10 protein-coding genes are annotated in these 13848 nt (G+C 65.9%); 8 read left to right on the forward strand and 2 right to left on the reverse strand.

The window, feature by feature from the left end; all coding sequences use genetic code 11:
- Window positions 1-209 precede the first annotated feature (209 nt).
- The 8 genes from AC10V3_RS24025 to AC10V3_RS24060 all read left to right on the forward strand — a co-directional run bounded on the left by AC10V3_RS24025 (window position 210) and on the right by AC10V3_RS24060 (window position 11461).
- A complete protein-coding gene (locus tag AC10V3_RS24025) occupies window positions 210-1214 on the forward strand; it encodes a tripartite tricarboxylate transporter substrate binding protein (protein ID WP_022537913.1) in 1005 nt (334 codons plus the stop codon).
- A gap of 33 nt (window positions 1215-1247) precedes the next feature.
- Window positions 1248-2960 carry a long-chain fatty acid--CoA ligase gene (locus tag AC10V3_RS24030; RefSeq protein WP_349605219.1) on the forward strand — a complete coding sequence of 571 codons (1713 nt, stop codon included), beginning with the start codon at window positions 1248-1250 and terminating at the stop codon, window positions 2958-2960.
- A gap of 34 nt (window positions 2961-2994) precedes the next feature.
- Window positions 2995-3990 carry a Bug family tripartite tricarboxylate transporter substrate binding protein gene (locus tag AC10V3_RS24035; protein WP_022537915.1) on the forward strand — a complete coding sequence of 332 codons (996 nt, stop codon included), beginning with the start codon at window positions 2995-2997 and terminating at the stop codon, window positions 3988-3990.
- A 23-nt stretch (window positions 3991-4013) separates the two neighbouring features.
- The gene (locus tag AC10V3_RS24040) at window positions 4014-4793 is read left to right on the forward strand and encodes an enoyl-CoA hydratase/isomerase family protein (RefSeq protein ID WP_022537916.1); all 780 of its coding nucleotides are present in this window, start codon (window positions 4014-4016) and stop codon (window positions 4791-4793) included.
- Between the two features lie 139 nt (window positions 4794-4932).
- Complete coding sequence (locus tag AC10V3_RS24045) at window positions 4933-6120, forward strand: acyl-CoA dehydrogenase family protein (protein WP_022537917.1); 1188 nt, start codon at window positions 4933-4935, stop codon at window positions 6118-6120.
- Window positions 6121-6554: 434 nt separating this feature from the next.
- Window positions 6555-8477 (forward strand): PrkA family serine protein kinase, encoded by a 1923-nt coding sequence (locus AC10V3_RS24050; RefSeq protein WP_022537918.1) that lies wholly within the window; start codon window positions 6555-6557, stop codon window positions 8475-8477.
- A 37-nt stretch (window positions 8478-8514) separates the two neighbouring features.
- Window positions 8515-9777, forward strand: a complete 1263-nt coding sequence (locus AC10V3_RS24055) for a YeaH/YhbH family protein (RefSeq protein WP_022537919.1) — start codon at window positions 8515-8517, stop codon at window positions 9775-9777.
- A gap of 133 nt (window positions 9778-9910) precedes the next feature.
- Window positions 9911-11461 (forward strand): SpoVR family protein, encoded by a 1551-nt coding sequence (locus AC10V3_RS24060; protein ID WP_041681710.1) that lies wholly within the window; start codon window positions 9911-9913, stop codon window positions 11459-11461.
- Between the two features lie 58 nt (window positions 11462-11519).
- Here the strand turns inward: AC10V3_RS24060 and AC10V3_RS24065 are convergent, their stop codons facing one another.
- Together AC10V3_RS24065 and AC10V3_RS24070 are read right to left on the reverse strand one after the other, a co-directional pair.
- Window positions 11520-12518 (reverse strand): acyl-CoA dehydrogenase family protein, encoded by a 999-nt coding sequence (locus tag AC10V3_RS24065; RefSeq protein WP_022537921.1) that lies wholly within the window; start codon window positions 12516-12518, stop codon window positions 11520-11522.
- Window positions 12519-12552: 34 nt separating this feature from the next.
- The gene (locus tag AC10V3_RS24070; RefSeq protein WP_454752748.1) at window positions 12553-13713 is read right to left on the reverse strand and encodes an acyl-CoA dehydrogenase family protein; all 1161 of its coding nucleotides are present in this window, start codon (window positions 13711-13713) and stop codon (window positions 12553-12555) included.
- Between the last annotated feature and the right edge of the window lie 135 nt (window positions 13714-13848).

Consider the following 13848-nt stretch of genomic DNA (forward strand, 5'->3'; position numbering starts at 1 on the left):
TCGCCTGAGCGATTCGGCCAATCATTTTGGCGAGTCTGGTCATTGTCCAAGCACCGCAGCATCGCGCACTCTCCGGCTCATAACACGGACACCTGCGGGCAGCGCTGCCCGCACGCCGACAAGCAATGGCCGGAACGCACCGGCCAGGCGGGACGCACACAGGGGACAGAACCCCGCGCCCGCTTCCAGACACCAAAGGAGACAAGCCCATGCAGGAAAATCGTCGTAATGCATTGCGGCGCCTCAGCGCCGGGGTAATGACCGTAGCCGCCGCCGCGGCCGGGATGCTGGCCACCGGTGCCGCCTGGGCACAGGGCGAATTCCCGTCGAAGCCGGTGCGCCTGGTGGTGCCATACCCGGCCGGCGGCGCCACTGACGTGCTGGCGCGCGCGCTGGCCGACGGCCTCGGCAAGGCCTGGAAGCGCCCGGTGGTGGTGGAGAACCGCCCCGGCGCCAGCAGCATGATCGGCTCCGAGGCGGTGGCCCGCGCCGAAGCCGACGGCCATACCGCGCTGCTGACCATTACCACGCTGGTGCAGGCGCCCAGCCTCTACAGCAAGCCGCCGTTCGACCCGGTCAAGGATCTTGTCGCGGTGTCAGAGCTGGCCACCACCAACCTGGTGTTCGCCGTGCACAGCTCGGTGCCGGCCAACAACCTGAAGGAATTCATCGAACTGGTCCGCTCCAAGCCCAAGCAGTTCTCCTACGGCTCCTACGGCACCGGCTCCAGCGGCCACCTGTATGGCGAGATTTTCAAGGAGTCGGCCAAGCTCGACATGGTGCACGTCTCGTACAAGGGCGAGGCGCCGGAGCTGAACGACCTGCTCGGTGGACAGGTGCCCGCCGCGATCATCTCGGTGATGGGCGCCAAGCCGCATAACGCCACCGGGCGCCTGCGCGCGCTGGCGGTCACCGGCGGCGGCCGCTCGCCGCACCTGCCGGACGTGCCGACCTTCCGCGAAGCCGGCGTGGCCGGCATGGACGGGCAGGGCTGGTTCGGCCTGTTCCTGCCGGCCGCGACGCCGCGGCCCATCGTCGACAAGCTCTCGGCCGACGTCAACCGCATCCTGGCCCAGCCCGACGTGCGCAAGCGCATGAGCGACCTGGGCATCGTGCTGACCGGCAGCACGCCCGATGCCTTCGCCCAGGTCGTCCGGACCGACTACGCCCGCTGGGGCAAGGTCATCCGCGTGAACAACATCCGCCTGGACTGAGCCCTGATTGATTCACCTGTTGATCTGCTGCATATGAAGCCTGCTACAAGTCACCACCAGCCGTTCCGCTCTCCCGCCTGGCCCCCCGGCCTGCCGGCCACGCTGCATACGCCGCGCACCAGCCTGTTCTACAACGTCGAGGCCGCGGCGCACCGCTATCCGGACAAGACCGCGATCCAGTATTTCGGTACCGCGATCACGTACGCGCAGCTGCAGGACGAGATCGAACGCATAGCGGGCTACCTGCAGCAGGCCTGCGGTATCCAGCCGGGCGACCGCGTGGTGCTGTTCAGCCAGAACTGCCCGCAGTTCATCATTGCCTACTACGCCATCCTGCGCGCCGAGGGCGTGGTGGTGCCGGCCAACCCGATGTGGCTGGAGGCCGAACTGGCCCACGTGGTTGACGATAGCGGCGCGGTGGCCGCCTTTGCCGGCAGCGAGCTGTACCAGCGCATGGCGCCGCTGTACGGCCCGGCGCTGCGCCATGTAATCGTGCACGACTACGCCGGCATGCTGCGCGAGCACGGCGGCCTGCCGGTGCCGGACTGGCTGCGCGAGCCCGCGCCCGCACTGCAGGCCGCGCCGTCTGGCGCGATGCCGGTGGCGTGGGATACAGCCAGCGCGGCAGGGCATCGCCCGCTGCCGCACCAGGCCCGCTACGACACGCTGTGCATGCTGGCCTATACCTCCGGCACCACCGGCAACCCCAAGGGCTGCATGCATACCCACGGCACGCTGATGACCGCGGCGGTGGGCTCGCAGATCTGGCGCAGCAGCACGCCTGAGTCCGTGGTGCTGGCGGTGGCGCCGATGTTCCACCTGCTCGGCATGCAGAACTGCATGAATTCGCCGCTCTACCTCGGCGCCACCGTGGTGCTGATGCCGCGCTGGGACCGCGCGCTGGCCGCCGACCTGATCGAGCGCTACCGCGTCTCGGTCTGGGGCGCGCCGCCGGCGATGCTGGTGGACTTCTTCGCGCAGCCCGACCTGGACAGCCGCGACCTGTCGAGCCTGGCCTACCTGGGCGGCGGCGGCGCGGCCATGCCGGACGCGGTCGCCAACATGCTGCAGGAGCGCTTCAACCTGCCGTACGTCGAAGCCTACGGCATGACCGAGACCGCGTCGTTCCTGCTCTCCAACCCGCGCGAAAAGCCGAAGCGGGAGTGCCTGGGCATCGCCACCTTCGGCGTCGATGCGCGCGTGATCGACCCGGAGACGCTGCAGGAACTGCCGCAGGGCCAGACCGGCGAGATCGTTGCCCACGGCGGCCAGGTGATGGTGGGCTACTGGGGCAACCCGGAGGCCAACGAGGCCTCGTTTATCGAGCTCGACGGCAAGCGCTTCCTGCGCACCGGCGACCTGGGCTTGATGGACGAAGAGGGCTACTTCTTCATGCGCGACCGCCTCAAGCGCATGATCAACGCCTCCGGCTTCAAGGTATGGCCGGCCGAGGTGGAGAACCTGCTGTACGCGCACCCGGCCATCCACGAGGCCTGCGTCATCGCCGCGCGCGACGAGCGCCGCGGCGAGACTGTCAAGGCCGTGGTGGCGCTGCGCCCCGAAGCGCGCGGCACTGCCGGGGCCGATCCGGAAAGCATCATGGCCTGGTGCCGCGAGCGCCTGGCCGCATACAAGGTGCCGCGCATCGTCGATCTTGTCGATGCGCTGCCCAAGTCCGCCACCGGCAAGATCCAGTGGCGCGCCCTGCAGGAACGCGAGATGCAGGCGGACAACCCGCGCGCCTGAGCCTCGCCGCGACATAAAGAAAGAGAGAGACAGCATGCAGCAAAGCAGACGCAACTGGCTGGCGCAGGCCGGCACCCTGGCCGGCGCGGCCGTCCTTGGCAGCGCGGGCACGGCCTTCGCGCAGCAGCCCGATCCCAAGCAATATCCCGGCAAGCCGATCCGCATGATCGTTCCTTACCCCGCCGGCGGCGGCACCGACACCGTGGGCCGCCTGATCGGCCAGCGCCTGGCCGACAGCCTGGGCCAGCCGGTGGTGGTGGAGAACAAGCCCGGTGCCAGCGGCATGCTCGGCAACGACATCGTCGCCAAGGCACCGGCCGACGGCTACACCATCCTGCTGGCGATCACCGCGCTGATCCAGTCGCCCAGCCTGTACAAGCGCATGCCGTACGACGTGGCCAAGGACTTTACGCCGGTGTCGCTGATCGCCAAGTCGTCGGACCTGTTCGTGGTGCCCAACCGCGTGCCGGCCAATAACATGCGCGAGTTCCTGGCGCTGGCCAAGGCGGGCAAGCTCAGCTACGGCTCGTATGGCAACGGCACCTCGTCGCACCTGCATGGCGAGCTGCTCAAGCAGCAGGCCGGCATCGAGCTGACCCACATCCCGTACAAGGGCGCCGCGCCGCTGATCAGCGACCTGCTCGGCGGGCAGGTGGACTCGGCCTTTGTCGACGTGACCTCGGCCAACGCGCACCTGGCCAGCAACAAGTTCAAGATCCTTGGCATCACCGGCAGCCAGCGCTACAAGGCGTTGCCCAACGTGCAGACCTTCACCGAACTCGGCCTGCCGGGCTTCGAGCCCAATGGCTGGTTCGGACTGTTCCTGCCGGGCGGCGCGCCCAAGGACGTGACGGCGAAGCTGGCGGCCGAGACCGCGCGCATCGTGCGCCTGCCCGAGGTGACGCAGAAGCTGGCCGGCATGGGCCTGCAGCCGGTCGGGTCGACGCCGCAGGAACTCGCCACGGTGGTCAGCGCCGACACGCCCAAGTGGGCCAAGATCGTGCGCGACGCCAACATCCAGCTCGACTGAGGCAGCCGTTCCGGAGTCCATCCATGGAATACATCCGCTTTGCCGTCGAGGACGGGATCGCCACCCTGACCCTCGACTTCCCCGCGCGCCGCAATGCGCTGTCGATCCCCATGCGCGGCGAGATCGCGGAAGTGATTCGCCAGGTACGTGCCGACGATGACGTTCGCGCGCTGATCCTGACCGGCGCCGGCACCGAGTTCTGCTCGGGTGGCGATATCAGCTCGATGCAGACCGAAATGAGCGCGCCGCAGGGGCGCCGCCGCCTGCAGCAGGCCCACGGCTGGCTGGAAGACCTGATCCAGCTCGATGTGCCGGTGATCGCCGCGGTCGACGGCGCGGCCTATGGCGCCGGCTTCAGCCTGGCACTGACCGCCGACATCATCCTGGCGACACCGCGGGCGCGCTTCGGCCTGCCGTTCCTGCGCATGGGGCTGATCCCGGATTGTGGCGTGTTCTACACGCTGCCACGGATCGTCGGCGTGCAGCGCGCCAAGGCACTGATGTTCTCGATGAAGGAACTCAGTGCCGAGGAAGCGCAAGACCTTGGCATCGTCATGGAAATCGTGCCGCAGGAAAGCCTGGCCGCGCGCGCGCAGGCGCTGGCGCGCGCCTTCATCGAAGCCTCGCCGGTGGCGGTCGGCCTGACCAAGCAGGCGCTGAACGCCTCGCTGAACCAGGACCTGCACACCATGCTGGCGATGGAAGCGGACGGGCAGGGCATCGCCTTCTCCACCGAATACCGGATGGAAGCCGCCAACCGCTTCATGGCCAAGCAACCGCTGCGCTATCGCTGGCCCGACTGACCGGACGCGCCGGCCGGTTGATGCGATGCAGCAGCCGGTCGGTTCGCCATCGCACCGTTTACGTATACAGGCATGCGGCCGGCAGGACCCGGCCCGCGGCCTTCCGACTCATCGTTTACCCTCGCATCAGCACACCAATATGGGATCCCACGACCAGCACGCGGCGCCCGCCGCACGCCAGACCCCCTGGATGACCGAAGACCTGACCATGTTCCAGGAAACCGTGCGCCGCTTTGTCGAACGCGAACTGGCGCCGAACGAGGCTCGCTGGGCCGAACAGGGCTATATCGACCGCGACGTCTGGCGCCGCGCCGGCCAGGCCGGCATCCTGTGCGCCAGCATCCCGGAGGAGTACGGCGGCGGCGGGGGCAGCTTTACGCACGAGGCCGTGATCACGCGCGAGATGGCGCGCGCCATATGCACCAGCCTGGGCAACAACGTGCACAGCGGCATCGTGGCACATTACCTGCTCAACTACGGCACCGAGGCGCAGAAGCGCAAATGGCTGCCACAGATGGCCAGCGGCGAGATGGTGGCCGCCATCGCCATGTCGGAACCTGGCGCCGGTTCCGACCTCAAATCGGTACGCACCCGCGCGGTGCGGGAAAAAGCCGAAAACGGAGACTGCTATCGCATAAACGGTGCAAAGACTTTTATTACGAACGGTTACCACGCCGACCTGGTGTGCCTGGTCGCCAAGACCGATCCGCAGGCCGGCTCGCGCGGCGTCTCGCTGATCATGGTCGAGACGCGCGACCTGCCGGGCTTCCGTCGCGGGCGCATCCTGGAGAAGATCGGGCAGAAGGGCCAGGACACCGCCGAGCTCTTCTTCGACGACGTGCTGGTGCCATGCGAGAACCTGCTCGGCGAGCAGGAAGGCCAGGGTTTTTATCAGCTCATGCAGCAGCTGCCGCAGGAGCGGATGATCATCGCCCTTGGCGCGACCGCGTCGATGCAGCGCGCGATCGAGCTCACCACTGAATATGTGCGTGAGCGCAAGGTGTTCGGCCAGCCGCTGGCGGACCTGCAGAACACGCGCTTTCGCCTGGCCGAGTGCAAGACCGAGGCGACCATCGCCGCGACCTTCGTCGACGACTGCATGATGCGGCTGATGGCGGGCACGCTTGACGCCGCCACCGCGGCGATGGCGAAGTGGTGGTGCACGCAGAAGAATTGCGAGATCATCGACGAGTGCCTGCAGTTGCACGGCGGCTACGGCTATATGCTGGAATACCCGATCGCGCGAATGTACGCCAACGCACGTGTGGGCAAGATCTACGGCGGCTCCAACGAGATCATGAAGGAGCTGGTGGCGCGCACGCTCTGACGCGTTCCGCTATCAGCAGTGTCCGCGTGCTAGTGCGCGCAGAAGCAAATTCTGAAACCAATCGAAAGCCGGCACCTGTGCCGGCTTTTGTGTCTCTGGTTACAAAACCGGCTGTGCACGGTTGGCGGGAAAGGTGTAAGGTGTGTCACAAGCATGGTCAATGGCCCGTCGCGTGCGGGGGCGAAGCGCAGAGCGGAAATCAGCCAAAAGCTGACAGCGAAATCCGGCAGAAAATGCAGCACAGAAACAGCCGTTGCATCGATGCACGATTCGTCAACTCGGCCTCCACCATCGCCGTTATTTGACTATGATGAAGTAAAGACTTCGCAACATTCAGCGGTAGCCAAGCCGGGGTGGTTGTACCGCGAAACCTGCGAAGCCTTGAGGGGTAGAACTACCTTCGCCTCGGATGTTGACTCTGACGGGAGTGAGGTATGGACATTTTCGGCCATTACGCTACGCGCTTCGAAGCTCGCAAGGAAGAGGAATACACCATCCAGGAATACCTGGAGATCTGTAAGAAGGATCCCACTGCCTACGCGACCGCTGCCGAGCGCATGCTTGCCGCGATCGGTCAGCCGGAACTGGTGGACACCCACCATGACCCGAGGCTGTCCCGACTGTTCTTCAACAAGGTCATCCGCATCTATCCGGCCTTCCGCGATTTCTACGGCATGGAGGACACGATCGAGCAGATGGTCTCGTTCTTCAAGCACGCGGCGCAGGGCCTGGAAGAGCGCAAGCAGATCCTGTATCTGCTCGGGCCTCCTGGCGGCGGCAAGTCCTCGCTCGCGGAGAAGCTCAAGGCGTTGATGGAGCAGATCCCCATCTACGCGCTCAAGGGATCGCCGATCCATGAGTCGCCGCTGGGGCTGTTCGCGCCGGAAGAAGACGGCAAGATCCTCGAAGAGGATTACGGCATTCCGATCCGCTACCTGAACACCATCGCCTCGCCCTGGGCGGTCAAGCGCCTGCACGAGTTCAACGGCGACATCACCAGGTTCCGCGTGGTCAAGCTGCGCCCGTCGGTGCTGTCGCAGATCGCGATCTCGAAGACCGAGCCGGGCGACGAGAACAACCAGGACATCTCGTCGCTGGTGGGCAAGGTGGATATCCGCAAGCTCGAGGACTTCCCGCAGGACGACCCGGATGCGTACTCGTATTCCGGCGGCCTGTGCCTGGCCAACCGCGGCCTGCTCGAGTTCGTTGAAATGTTCAAGGCCCCGATCAAGGTGCTGCACCCGCTGCTGACTGCAACGCAGGAAGGCAACTACAAGGGCACCGAGGGCTTCGGTGCGATCCCGTTCGATGGCATCATCCTGGCGCACTCGAACGAGGCGGAGTGGACGACCTTCAAGTCGGACAAGAACAACGAGGCATTCCTGGACCGTATCTACATCGTCAAGGTGCCGTACGTGCTGCGCGTGTCCGACGAGGTGAAGATCTACGACAAGTTGCTGCGCTGCAGTTCGCTGTCGGCCGCGCCGTGCGCGCCCAACACGCTGAAGATGATGGCGCAGTTCGCGGTGCTCACCCGCATCAAGGAGCCCGAGAACTCGAACGTCTTCTCGAAGATGCGCGTCTACGACGGCGAGAGCCTGAAGGACGTGGACCCGAAGGCGAAGTCGTACCAGGAGTACCGCGACTATGCCGGCATCGACGAGGGCATGAACGGGCTCTCGACGCGCTTCGCGTTCAAGGTCCTGTCCAAGGTCTTCAACTTCGACAACACCGAAGTGGCGGCCAACCCGGTGCACCTGCTGTACGTGCTCGAACAGCAGATCGAGCGCGAGCAGTTCCCGCCGGAGCAGGAAGCCAAGCTGCTGTCGCACATCAAGGAGTACCTGACCACGCCGTTCGTGGAGTTCATCGGCAAGGAGATCCAGACCGCGTACCTGGAGTCGTATTCCGAGTATGGCCAGAACATCTTCGACCGCTATGTAGTGTTCGCCGACCTGTGGATCCAGGACCAGGAGTACCGCGATCCGAATACCGGTGAGATCCTCGACCGCAATGCGCTGAACGACGAGCTGGAGAAAGTGGAAAAACCCGCGGGTATCTCCAACCCGAAGGACTTCCGCAACGAGATCGTCAACTTCGTGCTGCGGGCGCGGGCCAACAACAGTGGCAAGAATCCGGTCTGGACCAGCTATGAAAAGCTGCGGATGGTGATCGAGAAGCGCATGTTCTCCACCACGGAGGACCTGCTGCCGGTGATCTCGTTCAACGCCAAGTCTTCTCGCGAAGACCAGGACAAGCACGAGAACTTCGTCAACCGCATGGTCGAGAAGGGGTACACGCCCAAGCAAGTGAGACTTCTGGTGGAGTGGTATCTGCGCGTAAGAAAATCATCGTAACGGCGCCGCGGAACAGGTCTCTCAACGAGGGCAACATATGGCTACGGTCATCGATCGGCGCGAAAACGGCGGCAACAAAAGTGCCGTCAACCAGCAACGCTTTATCAAACGCTACCGCGAGCAGATCCGGCAAGCAGTGGCAAAGGCGGTGTCCGGCCGGAAGATCATGGACATCGAGCAGAGTGGCCAGGTGTCCATTCCGGTCAAGGACATCTCCGAACCGATCTTCCACCACGGCCCGGGCGGGCGGCGCGAGTGGATTCACCCTGGCAACAAGAAGTTCGTCAAGGGTGATTCCTTCGACCGCCAGCAGCAGGGCGGCGGCGGGACCGGTTCGCGGGCCAGCGACAGCGGCGAGGGCGAAGACGATTTCGTCTTCACGCTGTCGCGCGAGGATTTCCTGAACTTCTTCTTCGAGGACATGGCGCTGCCGGACCTGGCCAAGCGCCACCTCGCCAAGATCGCCGAGGTGCGCAAGGTGCGCGCCGGCTTTTCCATCGACGGCACGCCATCCAACCTGTCGATCCTGCGCACCATGCGCAGCTCGATCGGGCGGCGCATCGCCTTGTCCAGCCCCTACCAGAAGCGCCTGCGCGAGCTGGAGCTGGCCTACGCCGAGGCGCTGGAAAAGGACGGCCCCTACGCCGAAGGCACGCTCGAGCTGATGGAGAAGATGCGGCACCTGCGTGCCTGCATCGACCGCGTGCCCTTTATCGAGAAGCTCGACCTGCGCTACAACAACCGCGTGCTCAAGAAGCGCCCGCAGGCCCAGGCAGTGATGTTCTGCCTGATGGACGTGTCCGGCTCGATGGACGAGAGCCGCAAGGACCTGGCCAAGCGCTTCTTCATGCTGCTGTACCTGTTCCTGAAGCGCAACTACGAGCGTATCGACGTGGTGTTCATCCGGCATCACACGGTGGCCAAGGAAGTCGAAGAGGAAGACTTCTTCCACTCGCGCGAGTCCGGTGGTACCGTGGTGTCCAGTGCGCTGAAGCTGATGGTGGAAGTGGTCCACGACCGCTATCCGCCGAGCCAGTGGAACATCTACTGCGCGCAGGCCTCCGACGGCGATAACTGGGCTGGCGATTCCGAGTTGTGCGGACGCCTGCTGCGCGAGTCGATCCTGCCGCTGGTGCAGTACTACGCATACGTGGAAGTGGCGTCCGAGGAACCGCAGAACCTCTGGGAAGAGTACCTGACGGTCAAGAACCAGTTCGACCACTTCGCGATGCAGCGCATCATCGGCGCGGACGAGATCTACCCGGTGCTGCACGACCTGTTCCAGAAGCGCGCGGCGTAGACTGGCGCCGATCCGGGTCTTCCAGCCGGAAGGCCACAGAAGGCAAATGGCGAGGCAACGCGGACCACGCGGCGCGGCGAATCCGTGCGCGCCGGACAGGTCTGCCGCCTTGCCCGGGCAACAAGGGGCGAAGATGGCTTATCTCTCCACGGGTTCGGAATGGACCTTCGAGCTGATCAACCGGTATGACCGCGAGATCGCCCGCATCGCCGGCGAATTCGGGCTGGATACCTATCCCAACCAGATCGAGATCATCACCGCCGAGCAGATGCTCGACGCCTACGCGTCGGCGGGGTTGCCGGTCGGCTACAGCCACTGGTCCTACGGCAAGCACTTCCTGGCGTCCGAGCGCAGCTACCAGCGCGGCCATATGGGGCTGGCCTACGAGATCGTCATCAACTCCAACCCCTGCATCGCCTACCTGATGGAGGAGAACACCATGCCGATGCAGGCGCTGACGATCGCGCACGCCTGCTACGGCCATAACTCCTTCTTCAAGGGCAATTACCTGTTCCGCACCTGGACCAACGCGGACGCCATCGTCGACTACCTGCTGTTCGCCAAGAACTACGTGGCCGAGTGCGAGCAGCGTTACGGCGAACGGGAGGTGGAACTGCTGCTGGACTCTTGCCACGCCTTGCAGAACTACGGCGTGGACCGCTACAAGCGGCCCAAGAAGCTATCCATCACCGAAGAAAAGGCGCGCCAGGCCGATCGCGAGAACTACCTGCAGATGCAGGTCAACGACTTGTGGCGCACGCTGCCCAAGCACCGTCCGCATGCGCTGGCGTCGGACGACGACTCGGGGGAGCCGGATATCACCTTCCCGCCCGAGCCGCAGGAAAACCTGCTGTACTTTATCGAGAAGAACGCGCCCAAGCTGGCGCCGTGGCAGCGCGAGATCGTGCGCATCGTGCGCAAGATCGCACAGTACTTCTACCCGCAGCGCCAGACCAAGGTGATGAACGAAGGCTGGGCCACGTTCTGGCACTACACCATCATCAACCAGCTCTACGAGGAAAAGCTGGTCAACGACGCGTTCATGATGGAGTTGCTGCAGGCCCACACCAACGTGATCTACCAGCCGCCGTACCATAGCCCGTACTACAGCGGCATGAACCCATACACGGTGGGCTTCCTGATGTTCCAGGACCTGCGCCGCATGTGCGAGCATCCGACGGAAGAGGACTACCGCTGGGCGCCGGAGATCGCCGGCACCGACTGGCGCACCACGCTCGACTTCGCCATGCGCAACTTCAAGGACGAGAGCTTCCTGCTGCAGTTCCTGTCGCCGCGCGTGATCCGCGAACTCAAGCTGTTCTCGGTGCTGGACGACGACCGCGAAGGCAAGCTTCGCGTTACCGCGATCCACAACGACGAAGGCTACCGCGCGATCCGACAGCTGATGGCGGCGCAGTATGATCTGTCGAGCATGGAGCCCAATATCCAGGTCACCAATGTCGATGTCGGTGGCGACCGCTCGCTGACGCTGCGGCACCTGCAGAACGACCGCCGGCCGCTGGCGCACAACTTCGACGAGGTGATACGGCACGTGACGCGGCTGTGGGGCTTCACTGTGCGACTTGAAGTCGCGTACGAGGACGGCCGCACCGAACTCAAGTACGAGTGCAAGCCCGAACGCAAGCACCGCCGGCCGCATGGCGGCCTGAGCCTGGCCGCCTGATTGGCTGACTCGCTGACTCGCTGGCGCGCTGACGGGCCGGCGCCCGCCCGCCCGCGGCTTACACCGCGGGCGCGGGTTCGCTCCAGCTGCGCACCAGTTCCACGGCGTTGCGTCCTTCGCTGGCGCACACGGCTGCGCCGAGCACCCGGCTCCACCACCGCTCCGAACCGTCCGCCACGCGCCACGCGTGCATGCGGCGCGTATAGAGCTGCAGGTCGTACTCCTCCGTAATCCCGATCGCGCCGTGCACGGCGTGGGCGATGGCCGCCACCGGCGTCACCGCATCGCTCGTGCGCAGCTTGCCGATGGCCGCGCGCAGCGGGTCGGGCTCGCCGGTACTGCTGTCGCATGCCAGTTGTGCAGCGACGCGCGCTGCAGCGACATGCTCGGCCATCTCGCTGACCTGGTGCTGGATCGCCTGGAACTTGCCGATGGCGCGGCCGAACTGCTGGCGGTCGTTGGCGTATTGCAGCGTCAGGTCGAGCACGCGCGACAGCGCACCGGCCAGTTGCGCGGCGTGCAGGCAGGCGCCGAGCGTGCGCAGCGTGCCTTCCGGCAGCGTGAAGGCCGCCGGCGCTGCGCCATCGGGGCGTGGCACGCGCAGCGTCAGGTCGGCGTGCGTGCCGGTGGCCTGGGCGTGCGCGTCGGTTGCGGACAGCAGCAGGCAGCGCTCGCCATCCTGCAGCAGGAACCACTGTGCGTGGCGCGCGTCGGCAACCAGCGCTGCGGCGGCATTGTCTTCAAAGCCGGCGAGTGCAATCGGGCCGGCGGGCAGGGCGATGCCATTTGCATGCAGCAGCGCGCGCGCAAAGATCGTCTGCGCCAGCGGCAGCGGCAGGGCGTGGTGGCCAGTGACAAAGAGCACCGGCGCCAGTTCGCGCAGCGGCAGCGCGGCGCCGCCCGCGGCTTCGGGCAGAAGGCAGTCGGCAAAGCCGCTGTCCCGCAGCGCTTGCCACAGCGGCAGCGGATCGGCCTGGTGTTCCAGCGCGCGCACCGTGGCGGGCGGGCAGCAGTCGCGCAGCAGCGCATCGAGGGCGTCGGAGTAGGCGTTATGCATGATGGGGTCTCGTGGGATGCGGTGCGGTGGCGGTTCAGCGCAGGCCCAGCCCGCGCGCGATCATGCCGCGCAGGATCTCGCGCGTGCCGCCGCGCAGCGAGTACGATGGCGCGATCTGCGTGACGTAGGCGAGCGTGCGGTACAGCGCCGCATCGGCTGCCAGTGTGGGTTCGTCGCCTAGTGCCGCTTCCACCAGCGCGGGAATCGACTGTTCGAAGGTGGTGCCAAGGTCCTTGACCAGCGCGGCCTCGACCACCGGGCTTTCGCCGGCAGCCAGGCGCGCCGTCACCGCCAATGACATCGCGCGCAGCACCGCCAGGTGGCCGGCCAGCCGGCCTGCGGTCACGGTGTCGCGGCGTGCCGGCGGCAGGCGGCGCATCGCGTCGAGCCAGGTATCGAGCAGCACCACGCTGGAGTACAGGCGTTCCGGCCCGCTACGTTCGAACGCGAGTTCCGCATTGACCTGCTCCCAGCCGCTGCCTTCCTGGCCGACCAGCGCGTCGGCGGCCAGCACCACGTCGTCGAAGGCGACCTCCGAGAAATGCGCATCGCCGGCGAGATCGCGGATCGGCCGTACCGTGACGCCGGGCGCGTGCAGGTCGACGATGAACTGCGACAGCCCGGCTTGCCGGTCCTGCGGCGTGCCCGAGGTGCGCACCAGCGCGATCATGAAGTGACAGCGGTCGGCGTTGGTCGTCCAGATCTTGCGGCCGGTCAGGCGCCAGGAGCCGTCCGGCTGACGCGCCGCGCGCGTGGCCACGCTGGCCAGGTCCGAGCCGGAGTTGGGCTCGCTCATGCCGATGCAGAAGAACGCCTCGCCGCGACAGATCGCTGGCAGGTAGCGCGCCTTCTGCGCGTCGTTGCCGTAGCGCAGGATCAGCGGGCCGCTCTGGCGGTCGGCGATCCAGTGCGCCGACACCGGCGCGCCGCAGGCCAACAGCTCCTCTACCAGCACGAAGCGCAAAAACGGGTCCAGCCCCGCGCCGCCGAATTGCGCCGGAAGCGTGATGCCGACCCATCCGCGCGCGGCCAGTGCACGGCTGAAGGCGGCGTCGAAGCCCATCCACGAGCGTGCGCGGGTTTCCGGCGGCAGGGAGGGCAGGTGCTCGTCAAGAAAGGCCCGCACCTCGCCGCGGAATGCGATGGCGTGCGGCGGCAGGGTGGTGAGGTCGAAGGTGGAAAGCAATGCGGTCACGATGAAATCCTGTGGCTTGATATTGCGGAGGCGGTCTCATATGCCGGCGGTTCGCCCCCCTCTCCCGCCTTTGCGGGAGAGGGGGCACGCAATCGGTAGGCAAGACGTTGCGGCGAAGCATGCACCCTCGCGTGC

The organism is Cupriavidus sp. PB-02 (assembly GCF_058252315.1).

Coding starts and splice junctions, on each gene's coding strand:
- AC10V3_RS24025 (WP_022537913.1), top strand. CDS start 210: ATGCAGGAAAATCGTCGTAATGCATTGCGGCGCCTCAGCGCCGGGGTA.
- AC10V3_RS24030 (WP_349605219.1), top strand. CDS start 1,248: ATGAAGCCTGCTACAAGTCACCACCAGCCGTTCCGCTCTCCCGCCTGG.
- AC10V3_RS24035 (WP_022537915.1), top strand. CDS start 2,995: ATGCAGCAAAGCAGACGCAACTGGCTGGCGCAGGCCGGCACCCTGGCC.
- AC10V3_RS24040 (WP_022537916.1), top strand. CDS start 4,014: ATGGAATACATCCGCTTTGCCGTCGAGGACGGGATCGCCACCCTGACC.
- AC10V3_RS24045 (WP_022537917.1), top strand. CDS start 4,933: ATGGGATCCCACGACCAGCACGCGGCGCCCGCCGCACGCCAGACCCCC.
- AC10V3_RS24050 (WP_022537918.1), top strand. CDS start 6,555: ATGGACATTTTCGGCCATTACGCTACGCGCTTCGAAGCTCGCAAGGAA.
- AC10V3_RS24055 (WP_022537919.1), top strand. CDS start 8,515: ATGGCTACGGTCATCGATCGGCGCGAAAACGGCGGCAACAAAAGTGCC.
- AC10V3_RS24060 (WP_041681710.1), top strand. CDS start 9,911: ATGGCTTATCTCTCCACGGGTTCGGAATGGACCTTCGAGCTGATCAAC.
- AC10V3_RS24065 (WP_022537921.1), bottom strand. CDS start 12,518: ATGCATAACGCCTACTCCGACGCCCTCGATGCGCTGCTGCGCGACTGC.